Below are 19,355 nucleotides of genomic sequence, written 5' to 3'. Positions count from 1 at the left end.
TCAATCGCTGGGCCGATTGTGCCCGGCTCCCTTGGTAGTTCCCCTGGAGGTGTTTCCATGCGCATTCCTGTCCGCTTTGCCCTGGCCGCTGGCCTGTCCATGCTTCTTGCCCTGCCTGCGATGGCGCAGCAGGAACGCGTGATCCGTTTCGGCCATCTGAACAATGCCGACCATCCCGTGAGCTTCGGCGTCAAGCGCTTCGGCGAAATCTTGGCCACCAAGAGCGGCGGCAAGATGAAGGTCATGGAGTTCCCGGCCTCGCAGCTCGGCAACGAGATGCAGCAGCAATCGGCGCTGCAGGGCGGCGTGCAGCAGATGTCGGCGCCTGCCACCACCTCGCTGGCCGGCATCGTCAAGGAATTCGGCCTGGTCGACTTCCCGTTCGCCGTCGCCAACTATGCACAGGCCGACGCGCTGCTCGACGGCCCGCTGGGCCAGGCGCTGATTGCCAAGCTGCCGGAAAAGGGCCTGGTGGCATTGGGCTACTGGGACCTGGGCTTTCGCAACGTCACCAACAGCAAGCGCGCGATCACCAAGCCCGAGGACTTCGACGGCCTGAAGCTGCGCGTGATTCCCAACCCGGTGTTCCTCGACACCTTCAAGGCCTTCAAGGCCAACCCCGTGCCGATGCCGTTTGCCGAGCTCTACGGCGCGCTCGAGGCGCGTGCCGTCGACGGCCAGGAGAACCCGTTCGCGGTGATCCTGTCGAACAAGTTCTACGAAGTGCAGAAGTTCGTCAGCGCCACCAACCATGTCTATGCGGCCAACATCGTGCTGGTCAGCAAGAAGTTCTGGGACCAGCTCACGCCCGCCGAGCAGAAGATGATGCACGAGGCCGCCGACGAGTCGCGCGGCTACCAGCGCCAAGTCAGCCGCGCCGCCGCGCAAAAGGCCGTGGGCGAACTCCAGGCCAAGGGCCTGCAATACAACGAAGTTTCCCCTGCCGAACAAAAGCGCATGCAGCAGATCGCCAAGCCGGTGATCGACCGTTTCGCCGCAACCTATGACCCCGCCATCGTCAAGCTCTACAACGACGAGCTGGCCCGCATCCGCAAGTGAACCCAGGCAGCGCAGCATGAAAATTCTTGTTCTCAACGGTCCCAACCTGAACCTGTTCGGACGGCGTGAACCGCACATCTACGGCACCACCACGCTGGCGCAGATCAACGAGCGCCTTGAAAAGCTCGCCCAGGAGCTCGGCGTGACGCTGGAGATCATCCAGTCCAACCACGAAGGCGCGCTGATCGACTTCCTGCACGCCAACATCGACAGCGCACAGGGCGCGCTGGTGAACCCCGCCGGGCTCACCCAGCACGGCGTGCCGCTGCACGATGCGATCAAGGCCATGCCGTTCCCGGTCATCGAAGTGCACATGTCGAACATCGCCGCGCGCGAAGCCTGGCGCGTGCACTCGATCATCTCGCCGGCGGTGAAGGCCACGGTGCAGGGCTTCGGTCCGCATTCCTACTTTGCCGGCCTGCGTGCGCTGGTCGAAAGCCTGCGCGAAGCCGCCAAGGCCTGAGGCTTCGGCGCTCCGGCCCTGCACGCCTGCCGCGGGCGCCAGGGCTGCCGCCCAACCAAGCAAGGGGAATGACATGAATCTATGGATCGACCGCGCCTGCCGCGGTCTGGAGGCGGTGATTGCCGCCATGCTGGCCTTCATGGTCGTGCTGGTGTTCGGCAACGTGGTGCTGCGCTACCTCTTCAATTCGGGCATCACGGTGTCCGAGGAGGTCTCGCGCTGGCTGTTCATCTGGATGACCTTCCTGGGCGCCATTGTCGCGCTGCGCGAGCACGGCCATCTGGGAGTCGACATGGTGGTGCAGCGCCTGCCGGCCTGGGCCAAGAAGCTCTGCCTGGCGCTGGGCCATGTGCTGATGCTTTTCATCCTGTGGCTGCTGCTGCAGGGCAGCCTGGCGCAAACGCGCATCAACTGGGACGTCACGGCACCGACCACGGGCGCCTCGATGGCGATCGTCTATCTCTCCTGCGTAGTGTTCGCGGTGTGCGCCGGCTTCCTGCTGCTGCTCGACCTGTGGCGCCTGCTCACGGGACAGCTGGACGAGAACGAACTGGTGATGGTGCAGGAATCGGAAGAAGCGGTGCAGTTGCAGCAGATCCTCGCGGCCGAAGCCGGCGAACTGCCCGCGGCGGCTGCGCACGTCCGGAAAGGTGAAAAATGACGATCTTTGTTTTTGTCGGCGCGTTGCTGCTGGCCATGGCCATGGGCATTCCGATCGCGTTCTCGCTGCTGGCCAGCGGCGTGGCGCTGATGTGGCATCTGGACCTGTTCGATCCGCAGATCCTGGCGCAGAACCTGATCGGCGGCGCCGACAGCTTCCCGCTGCTGGCCGTGCCGTTCTTCATGCTGGCCGGCGAGATCATGAACGTCGGCGGCCTGTCGCGGCGCATCGTCGACTTCGCGCTGGCCGTGGTCGGCCATGTGAAGGGCGGGCTGGGCTACGTGACCATCATGGCCGGCTGCCTGCTGTCGGCGCTGTCGGGGTCGGCCGTGGCCGATGCCGCCGCGCTCACCGCGCTGCTGCTGCCGATGATGACCCGCGCCGGCCATGACAAGGCGCGCGCCGGCGGCCTGATCGCGGCCACGGGCGTGATCGGCCCGGTGATCCCGCCGAGCATCGGCCTGGTGATCTTCGGCGTGGCGGCCAACGTGTCGATCTCCAAGCTGTTCCTGGCCGCCATCGTGCCGGGCCTGCTGATCGGCGGCGCGCTGTGGGTCACCTGGGCCTACCTGGTGCGCAAGGAAAAGATCGTGCCGCCGCCGCGCAAGTCGGGCGCCGAGATCCTGCAGGCGGCGCGCAAGGCACTGTGGGCGCTGCTGCTGCCGGTGATCATCCTGGTCGGCCTGCGCATGGGGGTGTTCACGCCCACCGAAGCCGCCGTGGTCGCCGCGGTCTATGCGCTGTTCGTGTCGGCCGTGATCTACCGCGAGATCACCTGGGCCAAGCTCTACGCCATTTTCGTGGCCGCGGCCAAGACCAGCGCCATCGTGATGTTCCTGATCGCCGCGGCCATGGTCAGCGCCTGGCTGATCACGGTTGCCGACCTGCCCTCCAAGGTGGTCGCGCTGCTGCAGCCCTACATGGACAACAAGATCCTGCTGATGGTCGCGATCATGGTGCTGGTGATGCTGGTGGGAACGGCCATGGACATGACGCCGACCATTTTGATCCTGACGCCGGTGCTGATGCCGGTGGTCAATGCCGCGGGCATCGACCCGGTCTACTTCGGCGTGATGTTCATCATCAACAACTCCATCGGGCTGGTGACGCCGCCCGTGGGCACGGTGCTCAACGTGGTGGCGGGCGTGGGCAAGATGTCAATGGACGATGTCACGCGCGGCGTCGTGCCCTTCATGCTCGCGCAGTTCGCGATCATGTTTGCGATGGTGATCTTCCCCTGGCTGGTCACCGGCCCGGCGAAGTTCTTCTACCGCTGAGCCCCAAACGCGCCGCGCCGCCCCTGCTGGCGGCGCGGCGCGGGCGTTTCCCGCAAGCGTTGAAACACGCGCAAGATCAAGCGTAATTGGTCTATCCAAACCGGCGTCCAGGTGCTACAACGGCAACATACGGCAAGCGAATGCCTTGCAACTGAGCCGCACTTTCGCCTTGGGGTGTGGCCGCGGGAGGTCGTATGGATGTCATCAGCAATTCGGCTGCGCGGTACGTGAGGCTGCGCGAAGAGGAGATGTCGGTCGACGAGTACCTGGCCCTGTGCCAGCGTGATCCCACAGCCTACGACACCGCGGCCCAGCGCATGCTGCGCGCCATGGGCGATCCGGTCATGGTGGACACGCGCAACGACCCGCGCCTGTCGCGGCTGTTTGCCAACAAGACGATCAGGCGTTACCCCGCATTTTCCGAGTTCTATGGCATGGAGGACTCCATCGAGCAGGTGGTGAGCTTCTTCCGCCACGCGGGCCAGGGGCTGGAGGAGCGCAAGCAGATCCTCTACCTGCTCGGGCCCGTGGGCGGCGGCAAGAGCTCGATTGCCGAGCGCCTCAAGTACCTGATGCAGAAGGTGCCCTTCTATGCGCTCAAGGGCTCGCCGGTCAATGAATCGCCGCTGGGCCTGTTCGACCCGATGGAGGACGGGCCGGTGCTCGAGGAGCAGTTCGGCATTCCGCGGCGCGCGCTCCAGCATGTGCTGTCGCCCTGGGCCGTGAAGCGGCTGGACGAGCTCGGCGGCGACATCCGCCAGTTCCGCATCGTCAAACGCTATCCGAGCATCCTCAAGCAGCTGGCGATCGCCAAGACCGAGCCCGGCGACGAGAACAACCAGGACATCTCCAGCCTGGTCGGCAAGGTCGACATCCGCAAGCTCGAGAACTACGCCCAGGACGACACCGATGCCTACAGCTACTCGGGCGGCCTGTGCCTGGCCAACCAGGGTCTGCTGGAATTCGTCGAGATGTTCAAGGCGCCGATCAAGGTACTGCACCCGCTGCTCACGGCCACGCAGGAGGGCAATTACAAGGGCACCGAAGGCTTTGGCGCGATTCCGTTCGATGGCATGGTGCTGGCGCACAGCAACGAGAGCGAGTGGAAGGCGTTTCGCAACAACCGCAACAACGAGGCGTTTCTCGACCGCATCTACATCGTCAAGGTGCCGTACTGCCTGCGCGTGTCGGAGGAAGTGAAGATCTACGAGAAGCTGATCCGCGAATCCTCGCTGGCGCATGCCGTCTGCGCGCCCGGCACGCTGAAGATGATGGCCCAGTTCGCGGTGCTCACGCGCCTGGTCGAGCCCGAGAATTCCAGCATCTTCAGCAAGATGCAGGTCTACGACGGCGAAAGCCTCAAGGACACCGATCCGCGCGCCAAGAGCTACCAGGAGTATCGCGATTTCGCCGGCGTCGATGAAGGCATGTCCGGCATCTCCACGCGCTTCGCGTTCAAGATCCTGTCGCGCGTCTTCAACTACGACAGCACCGAGGTCGCGGCCAATCCGGTGCACCTGATGTATGTGCTCGAGCAGCAGATCGAGCGCGAGCAGTTCCCGGCGGAGCTCGAGACCAAGTACACCGGCTACATCAAGGAGTACCTGTCGCCGCACTACGCGGAGTTCATCGGCAAGGAGATCCAGACCGCCTACCTCGAGAGCTACAGCGAGTACGGCCAGAACATCTTCGACCGCTATGTGACCTACGCCGACTACTGGATCCAGGACAACGAGTACCGCGACAACGACACCGGCGAGTCCTTCGACCGCGCCGCGCTCAACGCCGAGCTCGAGAAGATCGAGAAACCCGCGGGCGTGGCCAATCCCAAGGACTTCCGCAACGAGATCGTCAACTTCGTGCTGCGTGCCCGCGCCAACAACCAGGGCAAGAACCCGGCGTGGACCAGCTATGAGAAGCTGCGGCTGGTCATAGAGAAGAAGATGTTCTCCAACACCGAGGAGCTGCTGCCCGTGATCAGCTTCAACGCCAAGGCCAGCGCCGAGGACGCGCGCAAGCACGAGGACTTCGTGCTGCGCATGGAAGCCAAGGGCTACACGCGCAAGCAGGTGCGCCTGCTGTGCGAGTGGTACCTGCGCGTGCGCAAGAGCAGTTGAGCAGTTGAACGGCACGCCGCTGGCGCACGCGCCGGCCCATGGAGGGGGCACAGATGGCTCTGCATATCATCGACCGCAGGCTCTCCGGCAAGAACAAGTCGGTGGGCAACCGCGAGCGCTTCGTGCGCCGCTACAAGCAGCAGATCGCCGAGGCGGTGCAGCGCGCCGTCGGCAAGCGCGAGATCCGGCATATCGAGCAGGCCGAGACCGTCACCATCCCGCGCAAGGACATCCGCGAGCCGCTGTTTCGCCATGGGCAAGGCGGCGTCTCCGATACCGTGCATCCGGGCAACAGCGAGCATGTGCGCGGCGACCGCATCGCGCGGCCGCAGGGCGGGGCCGGCAGCGGCTCGGGATCGCAGGCGAGCAACAGCGGCGAGGGCGACGACGACTTCACCTTCACGCTGTCCAAGGAAGAGTTCATGGAGCTGTTCTTCGAGGACCTGGCACTGCCGCGCCTGCTGCGCACGCACATCGCCAGCACCCAGCAGTACCGCCTGCGCCGCGCCGGCTACAGCCATGACGGCACGCCGCAGAACCTGGCGCTGCTGCGCACCATGGGCGGTGCGCTGGGCCGGCGCATCGCGCTGACCCGGGCGCCGCAGCGCGAACTCAAGCAGCTGCAGGCGCAGCTCGAAGCGCTGCTGGAGCAGGACGACGGCACCAGCGAGCCGCTGATCGAGTTGCGCCAGCGCATCGAGGCGTTGCAGGCGCGCATCGCGCGGGTCGCGTTTCTCGACCCCATCGACCTGCGCTTTCGCAGCCGCACGCGCGTGCCCGATCCCAGCAACCAGGCCGTGATGTTCTGCCTGATGGATGTCTCCGGCTCGATGGACCAGGCGCGCAAGGACCTGGCCAAGCGCTTCTTCATCCTGCTGTACCTGTTTCTCACGCGCCACTACGAGAAGATCGACATCGTCTTCATCCGCCACCACACCCAGGCCGCCGAGGTCAGCGAGGACGAGTTTTTCCACTCGCAGGAGACCGGCGGCACCATGGTCAGCAGCGCGCTGGTGCTGCTCGACCAGGCCATGCGCGCGCGCTATCCCGCGGGCGACTGGAACATCTACGTGGCCCAGGCCAGCGACGGCGACAACTTCACCGACGACAACGCGCAGTGCGCGAGTCTGCTGGCCGAGAGGATCCTGCCGCAGGTGCGCTACTACGCCTATGTGCAGGTGGTGCAGGAGGAGCAGGGCCTGTGGCACGCGTACCGCCAGCTGGCCCGGCAGCATGCGCACTTCGCGCTGCGCAAGGCATCGACGGCGGGCGAGATCTACCCGGTGTTCCGCGACCTGTTCAAGAAAGAGGGGGTGGCGGTATGAACCTGTCCCAATACCCGGTGCTGGCGCCGCGCGCCGGCGGCCAGGCCTGGCGTCCGTCGCCTGCGTCCGAGCGGCTTGCGGGCGGCGTGCCCCAGGCGCCGCTGCCCGCGGGCCAGCGCCCGGCGCAGCCGCTGCCCGATCCGAGTGACTGGACCTTCGAGCTGATCGAGCGCTACCACGCGGCAATTGCCGCCACGGCCGGGCGCTTCGGGCTCGACACCTATCCCAACCAGCTCGAAGTGATCTCGGCCGAGCAGATGATGGATGCCTACTCGAGCGGCGGCATGCCCGTGGGCTACCGGCACTGGAGCTACGGCAAGGACTTTCTCGCCACCGAGCGCAGCTACCGCCGCGGCCACATGGGCCTGGCCTATGAGATCGTGATCAACTCCAACCCCTGCATCAGCTACCTGATGGAGGAGAACACCACGGCGATGCAGGCGCTGGTGATCGCGCACGCGGCCTATGGGCACAACAGCTTCTTCAAGAGCAACTACCTGTTCGGCATGTGGACAGACGCCGGCAGCATCATCGACTACCTGGTCTATGCGCGCGATTTCGTCGCCCAGTGCGAGGAGCGCCATGGCGTGGAGACCGTGGAGCAGTGGCTCGACTCCTGCCATGCGCTGTCCAACCTGGGGGTGGACCGCTACCGGCGCCCGAGCCGCAAGAACCTGGCGCGCGAACGCGCCGAACGCGAGCAGCGCGAGGCCTATGCCCAGCAGCAGGTCAACGAGCTCTGGCGCACGCTGCCCACGCGCCCGGGCAAGGACAACGCGCTGCCCGGCAACGAGCGCTTTCCCCGCGAACCCGAGGAGAACCTGCTGTACTTCGTCGAGAAGAACGCGCCGCTGATGGAGCCCTGGCAGCGCGAGATCGTGCGCATCGTGCGCAAGATCGCGCAGTATTTCTACCCGCAGCGCCAGACCCAGGTCATGAACGAGGGCTGGGCCACGTTCTGGCACTACACGCTGCTCAACACCATGTACGACGAGGGCTGGCTCACCGACGGCGTGATGATCGAGTGGCTCTCGTCGCACACCAACGTCATCTACCAGCCGCCCGCGGGCCACCGCGCCTACAGCGGCATCAACCCCTACGCGCTGGGCTTTGCGATGTACCGCGACATCCGGCGCATCTGCCAGGAGCCCACCGACGAGGACCGGCGCTGGTTCCCTGATCTCGCCGGCACGCCCTGGCTGCCCGCGCTGCACCATGCGATGCAGAACTTCAAGGACGAGAGCTTCGTCGGCCAGTACCTGAGTCCGCAGCTGATGCGCGACATGCGGCTGTTTTCCATCCACGACGACGCCAGCCAGCGCGAGCTGCTGGTCAGCGCCATCCACAACGAGGAGGGCTACCGCACGCTGCGCCAGACGCTGTCGCAGCAATACGACCTGGGCGCGCGCGAGCCCAATATCCAGGTCTGGAACGTGAACCTGCGCGGCGACCGCGGCCTCACGCTGCGCCATATCCGCCACCAGGGCCGGCCGCTCACCAGCGACGTGCAGGAAGTGCTCAAGCACGCGGCGCGGCTGTGGGGATTCGGGGTGCAGCTTGAAAGCGTCAATGCCGATGGCGAGACGCCAACGCTGGTCTATGCCGTGCCCGCGCCGCCGGCCTGAATTCAAGCACCGCGCAGCACCTCGTCGAGAATGCCCAGCGCGCGCTCGAACAGCGCGTCCTCGATGGTCAGCGGATAGAGAAAGCGCAGCACGTTGCCATGCAGTCCGCAGCTCAGCAGCAGCAGGCCCCGGGCCTGCGCGGCCTGCACGATCGCATTCACGCGTTCGGCATCGGGCGCGCCGCTGCCAGGTTTGCGGAATTCGGCCGCGACCATCGAGCCCAGGCCGCGCACTTCGGCCAGGCCGGCGTCCGCAGCCTGCACTTGTTTCAGGCACGCCTGCAGCCGGTCGCCCAGCACCTGGGCACGCGCGCACAGCTGCTCGTCCTCGATGATGTCCAGCACCGCATGCGCCGCCGCCACTGACAGCGGGTTGGCCGCATAGGTACTGCCCAGGCCTCCGGGCGGCGGTGCGTCCATGAGCGCGGCGCGGCCCACGACAGCGGCCAGCGGCAGGCCGCCGCCCAGGCTCTTGGCCATGCAGATCAGGTCGGCGTGCACGCGGTGGTGCTGCATCGCAAACCAGCGGCCCGTGCGCGCGAACCCGCTCTGGATCTCGTCGGCAATCAGCACGATGCCATGCGCATCGCACTGCGCGCGCAGCGCCTCGAGCAACGCCGGCGGCGCGGGATAGAAGCCGCCTTCGCCCTGTACCGGCTCGATGATGATCGCGGCCACGCGCTGCGGGTCGACATCGACCTTGAACAGCCGTGCCAGCGCATTCAGCGCATCGTCCACATCCACGCCCAGCGCCGGCGCGGGAAAGGGCAGGTGGTAGGCCTCGGGCAGCATGCTGCCGAAGCCGGCTTTGTAAGGAACGACCTTGCCGGTCAGCGACAGCCCTAGCAGCGTGCGCCCGTGGAAGGCGCCGCTGAACGCCATCAGCGCCGAACGTCCAGTCGCATGGCGCGCGATCTTCACGGCGTTCTCGACGGCCTCGACGCCGGTGGTGAACAGCGCGGTCTTGGCCGGACCGTCGATGGGCTCCAGCGCATTGAGGCGCTCGGCCAAGGCAATGGCGCTTTCATACGGCACGACCTGGAAGGCAGTATGCGTGAAGCGTTCGAGCTGCTGCGCGACCGCGGCGACGACGCGCGGGTGGCGGTGGCCGGTGTTGAGCACCGCGATGCCGCCCGCGAAGTCGATGAACTGCCGGCCCTCGGCATCGGTAAGCAGCGCATTGTCGGCTTGCACGGCGTGGAAGTCGCACAGCACGCCGATGCCGCGGGGCATGGCGGCAATGCGGCGTTGCGTCAGCTCGGTGTTGGTGCCCATGTGGGAGCCTCCGTTGCCACGATGGTGCGCATTGCCGCCGATTGCGTGGTGTAAGGCCTTGTACCGTGGGCATGCAGGACCGCAGCCAGAGGCGAGAACACGCATTTCTATTTCAGTTCTTTCTGAATAAAGAAAAACTTTTGAAAACAAGCTGTGAGGGATATTTGCGACCTGGGCAGCAAAAATAACCAATGAGTACAATTCTTCTATAAGAGTTACGGCCCGCTGGCCGTATTTCCGTTTTCACGCCTGGTGTCGATAGCGCCGGGCATTGACCCGTCCAAAGGTTTTCCATGGCAAATTCATCTTCCTCTCCACCGTCAAGAGGCTGGGCGGCGCCCGTGCTCGGCGCCGTGCTGGCCCTGGTGGGCCTGGCGCTGGCGTATGGCGGCGTGCAACTCGCGCTGCTCGGCGGCTCGTGGTTCTACCTGCTGGCGGGCATCGCCTCGCTGGTCTCCGGCGGCCTGCTGTTCAAACGCAAGGCCTTGGGTGCGCAATTGTTCCTGCTGGTGGTTCTTGCCACCGTGCTCTGGGCGCTGGCCGAGGTCGGCACCAGTTTCTGGGGCCTGGTGCCGCGCCTGGCGCCGATGCTGGTGCTGGGCCTGCTGGCCGCGGTCGTGCTGCGCACCCTGCGTGCGTCGAGGATCGCACTGCCGGTAGCCGGCCTGCAGGCGCTGGCGCTGGTCGCGGGGGCGGCCGCGCTGTTCACGCCGCACGGCAGCATCGAGAACACCGCGCACAAGGGCACGGCCATCGTCAACGACATGCCCGCGGTGAAGGATGCCACGAGCGACGCCAACAGCTGGAAGCACTACGGCCGCGATGCCGACAGCACCCGCTTCGCGCCGTTCGACCAGATCAACGCGAAGAACGTCAATCAACTGGAAGTCGCCTGGACCTACCGCACGGGCGCGCAGACCGGCGGCGGCAACGAAGACCAGAACACCCCGATCCAGGTCGGCGATTCGGTCTATCTGTGCACGCCGCAGAACAAGGTCATCGCGCTGAATGCCGAAACCGGCGCCGAGAAGTGGGTCTTCGACCCCAAGGCGCAGGAAAACAAATGGTGGAGCCGCTGCCGCGGCGTGGCGTACTACGAAGTGCCCAAGGTCCAGGACGCCGCCGGCGCCCGGCCCGCGGGCAAGTGCGATGCCCGCATCATCACCACCGACAAGCAGGGCCGGCTGTGGGCGCTGGACGCGAAGTCGGGCGAAGTCTGCGAGGGCTTCGGCGATACCGGCAAGGGTTACAGCGACCTGAGCACCGGCATGGGTCCCTACCAGGACTTCTACTACATGCCCACGTCGCAGCCCCTCGTGGCCGGCGACCGCGTGGTCATTGGCGGCTGGGTGTGGGACGGCAAGAAGACCAACCAGCCTTCGGGCGTGGTGCGCGCCTACAGCCTCAAGGACGGCACGCTCGACTGGGCGTGGGACCTTGGCAATGCCGCCACTACCAAGCTGCCCGCAGACGGCGAGAGCTATACCGCGGGCACGCCCAACTTCTGGTCGCATGGCGCCTATGACGCCAAGCTGGGCCTGATCTACCTGCCGCTGGGCAACGCCACCCCGGACTTCTGGGGCGCGCATCGCACCGAGGCGATGAACAAGTATTCCACGTCCGTGGTCGCGCTCAACGCCGATACGGGCCGTGAAGCCTGGCACTTCCAGTCCTTGCGCATGGATACCTGGGACTACGACAACGGCACGCCGCCGACGCTGGTCGATGTGCCCGATGGCCAGGGCGGCAGCGCACCGGGCCTGGTGCTGGCGACGAAGACCCACCAGCTGTTCCTGCTTGACCGCGCCACCGGCAAGCCGCTGGCCGACGTGCAGGAGCGCGCCGCACCCCAGGACGTGATGACGGGCGATGCGCCGGCCGCTGCAACCCAGCCCTGGTCGGTGGGCATGCCCCAGGTCGCGAACCTGCAACTGCGCGAGAAGGATATGTGGGGCGCGACCCTGTTCGACCAGCTGTACTGCCGCATCAAGTTCAAGCAATTGCACTATGAGGGCCCGTACACCAAGCTGACCGAGAAGATGACGCTGATCTACCCCGGCTACTACGGCGGCTTCAACTGGGGCGGCCACACCTACGACAAGCGCACGGGCATGCTCATCGTCAACGACATGGTCATGCCGCAGATCGGTTTCCTGCATCCCCAGCAAGGCGCGGCCGAAAAGCTCGCCGAACTGAAGAACAACGACATCACCCACGCCTCCTGGGCGACCCATTTGCAGGAAGGCACGCCCTACCAGGCGTTGCGCGGCGCATTCAATTCCTTCCTGGGCCTGCCGTGCCACCAGCCCTCGTGGGGCAACCTCACGGCCATCGACATGAACACCAAGTCGATTGCCTGGCAGGTCCCGCTGGGCACCGTCGAAGACAGCAAGCTCGAGGGCGTACGCTTCGGCCTGCCCGTGCCGGTGGGTATGCCTTCGCTGTCGGGCCCATTCTCCACGGCGGGCGGCCTGACCTTCTTTGCCGGCAGCCAGGATTACTACCTGCGCGCGTTCGACAGCGCGAGCGGCAAGGAACTGTGGAAGAGCCGCCTGCCCGTGGGCGCGCAGGCCACGCCCATGACCTATCTGTCGCCCGAATCGGGCCGCCAGTTCGTCGTGGTGTCCGCCGGCGGTGCGCGCATGACCGCCGATCGCGGCGATTACGTGATTGCCTATGCCCTGAAGAAGTAAGCTGCGGGCAGCCGCGCAAAACCCGCTTTTCCGCCAGGAGGAGCGGGTTTTTTCATGCCGGCCTGGCTTCAGCCAAGCGCGCCGAACAGCGCATCGATCTGGTGGCGTGTGAGTTCGGCGGGCATCGTGCCCGGTTGCGCCGGGCCATGCAGGGTGTCATGCGCGATCGACAGCCAGAAGGGCGCGCCCAGCAGCAGCGAGGCCGCGGCAGGTGCGATGCCGCGCAGCTCGCCTTCGTCCACGGCCTGTTGAAGCAAGGCCTCGAAATGCCGGTGCCAGGGCGCGAACACATGTTCGCGGTAGAAATGCGCAAGGCCCGGATAGCTGCGCGCTTCACCCAGCATCAGCCGCGCCAGCTCGCCGCGCCCCGAGCCATGGAAATTCTCCATGGTGGGCAGCAGGATGCGGGTGATGTGGCTGCGCACGGTTTCGCCGGCTTTGCGCGGCTGGTGCATGGTGGCCAGCGCCGAAGTGCCTATGGTCTCGTCGAGCGCGCCCTGCAGCAACGCTTCCTTCGACGGGAAGTACAGGTACAGCGTGGCCTTCGACAGGTCCGCGCGGCGCGCGATCTTGTCCATCGTGGCGCGTGCGATACCGACCTGCGTGAACTCTGCCAGCGCCGCCCTGACGATCTCCTGGCGCGTCAGATCGGTTTTCTGCGGGCTCGGTCCGCGGTGCCGGCGCACGGGGGGATTGCTTGCAGTCATGGCAAAGGCGGCGATGCAGGCCGCAGGTGGGGAGAGCGCCATTGTCGCCCAGCGCCGGCGCTAGGGTAAGCTCTGCGCGGGCCGGGCGGGGCTGTGTCTAAAATCCCCGTTGCAGTGCAGTGGGCGCCACGCCCGGAGGAGTCAGCCGTGCAAGAGAACCAGACATCGACCGCCCAGAACAGTCCCCGGGCGCGCGTCATCAAGAAATACCCGAACCGCCGGCTCTACGACACCGATACCTCCACCTACATCACGCTGTCCGAAGTCAAGGCGCTGGTCATGGCCAGCGAGCCCATCGTGGTGCGCGACGCCAAGACCGGCGACGATCTCACGCGCAGCATCCTGCTGCAGATCATTCTCGAGGAAGAAGCCGGCGGCGCGCCGATGTTCACCGAGGCCGTGCTGGCCAACATCATCCGCTTCTACGGCCACGCGATGCAGGGCAGCATGGGTGCGAGCCTCGAGCGCAACGTCCAGATGTTCAGCGACTTCCAGGCGCGCATGGCGGAGCAGGGTGCCACACCCGAGCTGTGGAGCCAGTTCCTGCGCATGCAGCCCACGGTCATGCAAGGCATGGTCAGCAGCTACCTGGGGCAGTCGCAGGCGATGCTCACGCAGATGCAGGAACAGATGCACAAGCAGACCGAGCAGATGCTGGGCGCGATGGGCTTGAAGCGCTAAGCCGCGCCGCGGCCGTCCTGCCAGCCCGGGCGGGCCAGTTCGGCGACCCCGGCGCGCAATGCATCGCGCAGGCACAGGCCCGCGCCTTCGAGCGGGCGGTCCCGCGGGCTGACCAGCGACAGCGCCGCATCGTCCATGGTCTGCAAGTGCCGGGCCACCAACCCCATGCGCTGCGCGTAGCGCGCGCCCAGCGATTCCACCACCGCCACGCCCAGTTGCTGGCCCGCGAGCTCGCAGGCGGTGAAGGATTGGGCGACTTCCATCAGCGGCCGGTAGTCGAGCCCCTGTGCCTGGAACGCCTGCTGCGTGGCCAAGCCCGCGGGCAGCGCCGGCGACAGTGCGATCAAGCCCAATGCCCCGACCTCGGCCAGCGTCAGCGCCGCGGCCTGCGCGCGCGGGTGCCCCGGGTGGAAAATCGCAAACAGGCTGACCGCGGCCAGCGCCTCCTTGCGCACGCGCGCGTTGGGCGCCGATGAACCGATCACGATGCCCAGGTCGATGCGGTGGTCGACCGCCATCTCGACGATCTCCAGACCCGAGCCCGCGCGCACCGCGAAGGTAATGCCCGGGTAGGCGCGGCGCACCGTGACCAGCGCCTGCGGCAGCAGCATCGAGGACGCCACCGCCACGGCGCCAATGCTGAGGCGATCCGACGCGCCCTTGCGGATGTCGCCCGCGAGGCGGTCGACGGCTTCCATACCGGTCAGTGCATTGAGCACCTCGGGAATCAGCGCGCGGCCCTGGCTGGTCAGATGCAGGCGCCGGTTCTCGCGGCTGAACAGCGCAAAACCCAGGCGCGTTTCCATGTCCTTGAGCAGCGCGCTTGCGGCCGGTTGGGTCATGTGGATGGAATGCGCTGCGGCGGTGACCGTGCCTTGCTGGTACATCGCGCGCAGCAGCAGCAGTTCGCGGCGGCTCAACATATGAATTTTGTATGAAATGAGTGTGTTTAGCTATTTGACCATAGGATATGGCGCGCGAAAAATAGCCCATCCGCCATTACTGCCAGTGCCCATGCCCGCCAACACCATTGCCTCGCTCACCTGCATTCCCATGCGCCTGCCGTTCCACCACTGGAGCCCGCCGCCGCTGTTTGCGGGCCGGCCGCGCGACAAGCTCGACAGCGCGCTGGTGCGTATCGAGACCGAGGACGGCACGGTGGCCTGGGGCGAGTCCTACTGCGTCGAGCCGCGCGCGCTGCAAGCCATCTTCGAGACCCTGGTGGCGCCTTTGGCATGCGGCCGGCAGGCCGACGACGCGGCCTTGCTGCCATCGATGCAGCGCATGCTGCACAACCTGGGACGTTCCGGCCCCGTGGTGCACGCGCTGGCCGGGTTGGATATCGCGCTGTGGGACCTGCGCGCCAAGCGCGCCGGCGTGCCGCTGTATGAGATGCTGGGCGGCAAGCGCCGCAACCGCGTGCGCGTCTATGCCTCGCTGCTGCAGTACTACGCCGATGCCAGCCTGCTCGAGCAGGTGACGCAGCGCGCGCTGGCCGAGGGCTATACCGAGATCAAGCTGCACGAGCGCACCGCGCCGGCGCTGGCCGCGGTGCGCCGCGCGGTGGGCCGCGATATCCCGGTCATGGTCGACACCAACTGCGCCTGGCTGCCCGAAGAGGCCGAGGACGCGATCGCCGAGATGCTGCCCCACGACCCGTTCTGGATCGAGGAGCCGATCTGGACGCCCGAGAACGACCAGGCGCTGGCCGCGCTGCGCGCGCGCGTGGACGTGCCACTCGCCGTGGGCGAGAACGCCAGCTGCGCGCTGGCGCTGCAGCGCATAGTCGAAAACGCGACGGTGCAATACGTGCAGCCCAGCGTGATCAAGCTCGGGCTGAGCGCCGCCTGGGACATCGCGCAAGCCTGCGAGGGCACGCGCGTGACCTGCGCGCCCCAGGTGGCATTCTTCGGGCCCGGCTTTCTCGCCAGCCTGCACCTAATTGCCGCGCAGCGCAGCGAAGTGTCGCTCGAGCGCCTCTATGTCGAGCTGGCGCACGTGCCCTATGGCCGCAGCGTGCCGATCGAACGCGGCTGGCTGCAGGTGCCGGACGGCCCGGGGCTGGGCGCCGATCCCGAGGCCGATCTGGTCCAGGGCCGGTACGCCTGCTGAGCCGCCCGGAATTCAATGCACAACAAGGAGACAGACATGCACCGCAACCGCCGCAGCTTCATCCACCACTGCACCGCGCTGGCGCTGGGCAGCGCCGCGCCATGGACCTTTGCCGCCGCCGGCGCCTATCCGGACAAGACCGTGCGCATCATCATTCCCTATCCCGCGGGCGCCGCGACCGATACGCTGGGCCGGCTCGCGGGCCAGGCGCTGCAGCAGGCCCTGGGCCAGTCGTTCATTGCCGACAACAAGGGCGGCGGCGGCACGACCATAGGCACGCGCGCGCTGGCGCAGTCCGAACCCGATGGCTACACGCTGGGCATGGTCGACAGCAGTTTCACCATCAATCCCGGTCTGCTGGGCAGCAAGCTGGCGTACGACACGCAAAAGGACTTCACGCCGATCAGCCTGATCGCCACCGCGCAGTTCGTGCTGGTGACCCATGCTTCGGTGCCGGTGAAGGACCTGGCCGGCTTCCTCGCCAAGGCCAGGGCCGAGCCGGACACGCTGGCCTATGGCTCGGCCGGCGTCGGCAGCGGCCCGCACCTCGCGGGCGCGCAACTGGCGCAACAGGCGGGCATCAAGGTCGTGCACATTCCCTACAAGGGCGGCGGCACCGTCATCACCGACCTGCTGGGCGGCCAGGTGCAGTTTGCATTTGCCACGGTGCCGACGCTGGCCGAGCACATCAAGGCCGGCAAGCTGCGCGCCCTGGCCGTGACCGGCGCGCGGCGCTCGGCGCTGCTGCCCGAGGTGCCGACGTTTGCCGAGGCCGGGCTGCCCGGCGTGGACATCACGCCGCTGTTCGGCCTGGTCGCGCCCAAGGGCATTCCGGCGGCGGCCGTGGACCGCATCAGCCAGGCCTTGCGCGCTTCGATCCGCGGCGGCGAGATGCAGTCGCGGCTCAAGGCCATGGGCTTCGAGCCCGTGGGCAGCACGCCGGCCGAGTTCGCGCAGCGCATCCAGGAAGAGACCGCGAAATGGAGCGAGGTGATCCGCAAGAGCGGAATCCGGCCGGAGTGAGCGCGCGCATGCGCGCCCGGGGTGCCGCTCAGGTGCTGTCGCGCACCACCATATGGAAGCCGACATCGACGACCGGCTCGGCCACGGGCCGGCCCTCGGCGCGCGCGATCATCAGCTCCGCCGCCAGGGCGCCGATGCGTGTGCCGTCGAGCCGCACGGTGGTCAGCGCGGGCTGCGCGTCCTGCGCGAAGCTCTGGTCGCCCAGGCCGACGATGGCCAGCTGCTGCGGCACGCGCCGGCCCTGGTGCTGGGCTTCGATCAACGCGCCCAGCGCCAGGCTGTCGGAGCTGCAGAACACGCCGGTGATTTCGGGCGCCGTCTGCAGCAGCGTGGCCAGGCCCTTGCGTCCCGCGCCCACGGTGCTGGGGGCGGTGGTGAGAAAGCATTGCGCCGACTGCGCGCCCAGCGCCTTGGAGCGTTCCATGAATGCCGCGGTGCGTGCCTGGGCGCGGGCATCGTTGGCGGTGATGATGGCCACATGCCGATGGCCGCGGTCGTGCAGGAATTGCGCCACCGACGCGCCAATGGCGCCATGCGAGAAACCCACCAGCATGTCGATGGGATGGTCGGTGAAGTCCCAGGTTTCAACGACTGGAATGCGCGACGCGAGCAGCGCATTGCGCGCGCCCGGCGATGAGACCAGTCCCACCAGCACGATGCCGTCGGGGCGGCGCTGGATGATGGTCTTGATCAGTTCCTCTTCCTGGGCCGCGTCGTAGCCCGCCTGCCCGATCATCAGCTGGTAGCCGCTGCGCTTGAGCGACTCGGCCAGCGACTCGACCAGCTCCTGGAACACCGGTCCGACCAGCGTCGGCAGCAGCGCGGCCACCATGCGCGCACGCGCCATGCGCAGGCCGCTGGCCATGGCATTGGGCACATAGCCCAGCGCATCCACTGCCGTCCTTACCCGGGCGAGGGTCTCGGGCGTCACCTTGCCCGGCGCGTTCAGCGCACGCGAGACCGTCATGGCCGACACTCCGGCGAGCTGGGCGACATCCTGAACGGTAGCGGGCTTGTGGGACAAAACGATTCCTGTTGGCAGCGGGGCAGCGCGGAAATGGGCCACCTGGAGATTGCAACCCCTGCGTGGGGGCGGTGAAGCAGCGGAGGCTCGCGCGATTGTATTCAGCCCACGCACGGCTTTCGCGAGGCCATGAGAGCCAGAAATTCGCTTGAACTAGGGTTAGCACTGATTCAAACGGTTATGTTCACGTTAACAATCGGCTTTTGACGAAATGTTATCGATATCTGTACTTTTTTAATAACCGGCTGCGCTGGGAAAACCCTGTGGGCCATTTCGGAGACAAACAGATGAAAGCATTGAAGACTGCGACCGCTGCCCTGTGCGTCGGCTTGGCCGCCCTGGGCGCAAGCGCGCCCGCATTTGCCTGGCCCGACAAAAGCGTGAACGTCATCGTGCCGTTCCCCGCGGGCGGCGCCACCGACACCATCGCGCGTGCCGTGAGCAACCATCTGGGCACGCAGTTCAAGCAGACCTTCGTGGTCGAGAACAAGGCCGGCGCCACGGGCAGCATAGGCGCGGCCCAGGTCGCGCGTTCGCCCGCCGATGGCTACACGCTGCTGGTGTCGTCGCTGGCGCCGTTCGTCGTCGCTCCGCACTTGATGAAGAACCTGCCCTACGATCCGCTCAAGGATTTCACCTATCTCACCGTGGCCGTGCAGGCGCCCAATGTGCTGGTGGTGAACCCCACGCTGGCGCCCAAGCTCAACAACCTGCAGGACGTGATTGCCATGCTCAAGGCCAAGCCCGGCGCGGTGAGCTTCGCCACGTCGGGCGCGGGCTCGTCGGACCATCTGACGGCCGAGCTGTTCTGGCAGAAGGCCGGCGCCAAGGGCCTGCACGTGCCCTACAAGGGCGGCGCGCCGGCCATCACCGACCTGCTCGGCGGCCAGGTCGACATGTCGTTCCAGAACGTCAATGCCGTCGTGCAGCACATCAAGGCCGGCAAGCTCAAGGCCATTGCCGTCACGGGTGACAAGCGCTCGCCGGTCCTGCCCGATGTGCCGACGATTGCGGAATCGGGCCTGCAGGGCGTCGAGGTCTATTCGTGGCAGGGCATTGCCGCGCCGCGCAACCTGCCGGCCGATGTCAAGGCCAAGCTGCAGGCTGGTATCGTCAAGGCCTTGAAGGACCCGGCGCTGACCAAACAGTTCACCGATGTCGGCCTGGAAATCGTGGGCAACAGCCCCGAGGAGTTCACGCAGTTCCAGGCGCGCGAGTTCGCGCGCTGGAAGCAGGTGATCGAGACCGGCGGCATCACGGCCAACTGACGCATTTTTTCCCTCCGGGCCTGGATGACCTCCGGGCCGCTTCTCT

At 66.6% G+C, this 19,355-nt stretch carries 16 protein-coding genes; 12 read left to right on the top strand and 4 right to left on the bottom strand.

Annotated features, from left to right (window positions below; translation table 11 throughout):
* Positions 1 to 57 precede the first annotated feature (57 nt).
* The 7 genes from HUK68_RS11845 (at position 58) to HUK68_RS11815 (ending at position 8,527) form a co-directional block, all read left to right on the top strand.
* Complete coding sequence (locus tag HUK68_RS11845; protein WP_175504328.1) at positions 58 to 1,059, top strand: TRAP transporter substrate-binding protein; 1,002 nt, start codon at positions 58 to 60, stop codon at positions 1,057 to 1,059.
* A 16-nt stretch (positions 1,060 to 1,075) separates the two neighbouring features.
* Complete coding sequence (locus HUK68_RS11840; RefSeq protein WP_175504327.1) at positions 1,076 to 1,522, top strand: type II 3-dehydroquinate dehydratase; 447 nt, start codon at positions 1,076 to 1,078, stop codon at positions 1,520 to 1,522.
* 73 nt (positions 1,523 to 1,595) lie between these two features.
* Positions 1,596 to 2,183 carry a TRAP transporter small permease gene (locus HUK68_RS11835; protein ID WP_175504326.1) on the top strand — a complete coding sequence of 196 codons (588 nt, stop codon included), beginning with the start codon at positions 1,596 to 1,598 and terminating at the stop codon, positions 2,181 to 2,183.
* Entirely contained in the window at positions 2,180 to 3,460 is a 1,281-nt protein-coding gene (locus tag HUK68_RS11830; RefSeq protein WP_175504325.1) for a TRAP transporter large permease, read from the top strand. The genes HUK68_RS11835 and HUK68_RS11830 overlap by 4 nt, the downstream gene beginning before the upstream one ends.
* Before the next feature lie 194 nt (positions 3,461 to 3,654).
* Positions 3,655 to 5,577: a PrkA family serine protein kinase gene (locus HUK68_RS11825; RefSeq protein ID WP_175504324.1), complete on the top strand. Its 1,923-nt coding sequence runs from the start codon at positions 3,655 to 3,657 to the stop codon at positions 5,575 to 5,577.
* Positions 5,578 to 5,630: 53 nt separating this feature from the next.
* Positions 5,631 to 6,902, top strand: a complete 1,272-nt coding sequence (locus HUK68_RS11820) for a YeaH/YhbH family protein (RefSeq protein WP_175504323.1) — start codon at positions 5,631 to 5,633, stop codon at positions 6,900 to 6,902.
* Positions 6,899 to 8,527, top strand: coding sequence for a SpoVR family protein (locus tag HUK68_RS11815; RefSeq protein ID WP_175504322.1), 1,629 nt, complete (start codon positions 6,899 to 6,901; stop codon positions 8,525 to 8,527). Before HUK68_RS11820 ends, HUK68_RS11815 begins: the two co-directional genes overlap by 4 nt.
* Positions 8,528 to 8,529: 2 nt before the next feature.
* Here the strand turns inward: HUK68_RS11815 and gabT are convergent, their stop codons facing one another.
* Positions 8,530 to 9,801 (bottom strand): 4-aminobutyrate--2-oxoglutarate transaminase, encoded by a 1,272-nt coding sequence (gene gabT, locus HUK68_RS11810; RefSeq protein WP_175504321.1) that lies wholly within the window; start codon positions 9,799 to 9,801, stop codon positions 8,530 to 8,532.
* A 293-nt stretch (positions 9,802 to 10,094) separates the two neighbouring features.
* Between gabT and HUK68_RS11805 the strand changes: the two genes are divergently transcribed.
* On the top strand, positions 10,095 to 12,494 hold the full coding sequence (locus tag HUK68_RS11805; RefSeq protein ID WP_175504320.1) for a membrane-bound PQQ-dependent dehydrogenase, glucose/quinate/shikimate family: 2,400 nt from the start codon (positions 10,095 to 10,097) through the stop codon (positions 12,492 to 12,494).
* A 68-nt stretch (positions 12,495 to 12,562) separates the two neighbouring features.
* Here the strand turns inward: HUK68_RS11805 and HUK68_RS11800 are convergent, their stop codons facing one another.
* Positions 12,563 to 13,201, bottom strand: coding sequence for a TetR/AcrR family transcriptional regulator (locus HUK68_RS11800; protein ID WP_175504319.1), 639 nt, complete (start codon positions 13,199 to 13,201; stop codon positions 12,563 to 12,565).
* Positions 13,202 to 13,348: 147 nt separating this feature from the next.
* On the opposite strand from HUK68_RS11800, the gene phaR reads away from it, so the two are divergent.
* Positions 13,349 to 13,882, top strand: coding sequence for a polyhydroxyalkanoate synthesis repressor PhaR (gene phaR, locus HUK68_RS11795; RefSeq protein WP_244146153.1), 534 nt, complete (start codon positions 13,349 to 13,351; stop codon positions 13,880 to 13,882).
* Here phaR and HUK68_RS11790 read toward each other — a convergent pair.
* On the bottom strand, positions 13,879 to 14,805 hold the full coding sequence (locus tag HUK68_RS11790; RefSeq protein ID WP_175504318.1) for a LysR family transcriptional regulator: 927 nt from the start codon (positions 14,803 to 14,805) through the stop codon (positions 13,879 to 13,881). The two genes, phaR and HUK68_RS11790, sit on opposite strands and share 4 nt — an antisense overlap.
* 91 nt (positions 14,806 to 14,896) lie before the next feature.
* Between HUK68_RS11790 and HUK68_RS11785 the strand changes: the two genes are divergently transcribed.
* Entirely contained in the window at positions 14,897 to 15,994 is a 1,098-nt protein-coding gene (locus tag HUK68_RS11785) for a mandelate racemase/muconate lactonizing enzyme family protein (protein WP_175504317.1), read from the top strand.
* A 36-nt stretch (positions 15,995 to 16,030) separates the two neighbouring features.
* Positions 16,031 to 17,017: a Bug family tripartite tricarboxylate transporter substrate binding protein gene (locus HUK68_RS11780; protein ID WP_175504316.1), complete on the top strand. Its 987-nt coding sequence runs from the start codon at positions 16,031 to 16,033 to the stop codon at positions 17,015 to 17,017.
* Positions 17,018 to 17,045: 28 nt separating this feature from the next.
* Here HUK68_RS11780 and HUK68_RS11775 read toward each other — a convergent pair whose 3' ends face one another.
* Positions 17,046 to 18,041, bottom strand: a complete 996-nt coding sequence (locus HUK68_RS11775) for a LacI family DNA-binding transcriptional regulator (protein WP_244146152.1) — start codon at positions 18,039 to 18,041, stop codon at positions 17,046 to 17,048.
* A 287-nt stretch (positions 18,042 to 18,328) separates the two neighbouring features.
* Between HUK68_RS11775 and HUK68_RS11770 the strand changes: the two genes are divergently transcribed.
* Positions 18,329 to 19,309, top strand: coding sequence for a Bug family tripartite tricarboxylate transporter substrate binding protein (locus HUK68_RS11770; protein ID WP_175504315.1), 981 nt, complete (start codon positions 18,329 to 18,331; stop codon positions 19,307 to 19,309).
* The last annotated feature ends 46 nt before the right edge of the window (positions 19,310 to 19,355 follow it).

The sequence above is a fragment of the Comamonas antarctica genome (genome assembly GCF_013363755.1).
In the GTDB taxonomy this organism is placed as follows: domain Bacteria; phylum Pseudomonadota; class Gammaproteobacteria; order Burkholderiales; family Burkholderiaceae_C; genus Comamonas; species Comamonas antarctica.
This window is presented reverse-complemented; position numbering and strand designations above follow the sequence as displayed.

Excerpts from the sequence above, each read along its gene's own strand:
- HUK68_RS11845 (WP_175504328.1), top strand. The coding sequence starts at position 58 with ATGCGCATTCCTGTCCGCTTTGCCCTGGCCGCTGGCCTGTCCATGCTT.
- HUK68_RS11840 (WP_175504327.1), top strand. The coding sequence starts at position 1,076 with ATGAAAATTCTTGTTCTCAACGGTCCCAACCTGAACCTGTTCGGACGG.
- HUK68_RS11835 (WP_175504326.1), top strand. The coding sequence starts at position 1,596 with ATGAATCTATGGATCGACCGCGCCTGCCGCGGTCTGGAGGCGGTGATT.
- HUK68_RS11830 (WP_175504325.1), top strand. The coding sequence starts at position 2,180 with ATGACGATCTTTGTTTTTGTCGGCGCGTTGCTGCTGGCCATGGCCATG.
- HUK68_RS11825 (WP_175504324.1), top strand. The coding sequence starts at position 3,655 with ATGGATGTCATCAGCAATTCGGCTGCGCGGTACGTGAGGCTGCGCGAA.
- HUK68_RS11820 (WP_175504323.1), top strand. The coding sequence starts at position 5,631 with ATGGCTCTGCATATCATCGACCGCAGGCTCTCCGGCAAGAACAAGTCG.
- HUK68_RS11815 (WP_175504322.1), top strand. The coding sequence starts at position 6,899 with ATGAACCTGTCCCAATACCCGGTGCTGGCGCCGCGCGCCGGCGGCCAG.
- gabT (WP_175504321.1), bottom strand. The coding sequence starts at position 9,801 with ATGGGCACCAACACCGAGCTGACGCAACGCCGCATTGCCGCCATGCCC.
- HUK68_RS11805 (WP_175504320.1), top strand. The coding sequence starts at position 10,095 with ATGGCAAATTCATCTTCCTCTCCACCGTCAAGAGGCTGGGCGGCGCCC.
- HUK68_RS11800 (WP_175504319.1), bottom strand. The coding sequence starts at position 13,201 with ATGACTGCAAGCAATCCCCCCGTGCGCCGGCACCGCGGACCGAGCCCG.
- HUK68_RS11790 (WP_175504318.1), bottom strand. The coding sequence starts at position 14,805 with ATGTTGAGCCGCCGCGAACTGCTGCTGCTGCGCGCGATGTACCAGCAA.
- HUK68_RS11785 (WP_175504317.1), top strand. The coding sequence starts at position 14,897 with ATGCCCGCCAACACCATTGCCTCGCTCACCTGCATTCCCATGCGCCTG.
- HUK68_RS11780 (WP_175504316.1), top strand. The coding sequence starts at position 16,031 with ATGCACCGCAACCGCCGCAGCTTCATCCACCACTGCACCGCGCTGGCG.
- HUK68_RS11770 (WP_175504315.1), top strand. The coding sequence starts at position 18,329 with ATGAAAGCATTGAAGACTGCGACCGCTGCCCTGTGCGTCGGCTTGGCC.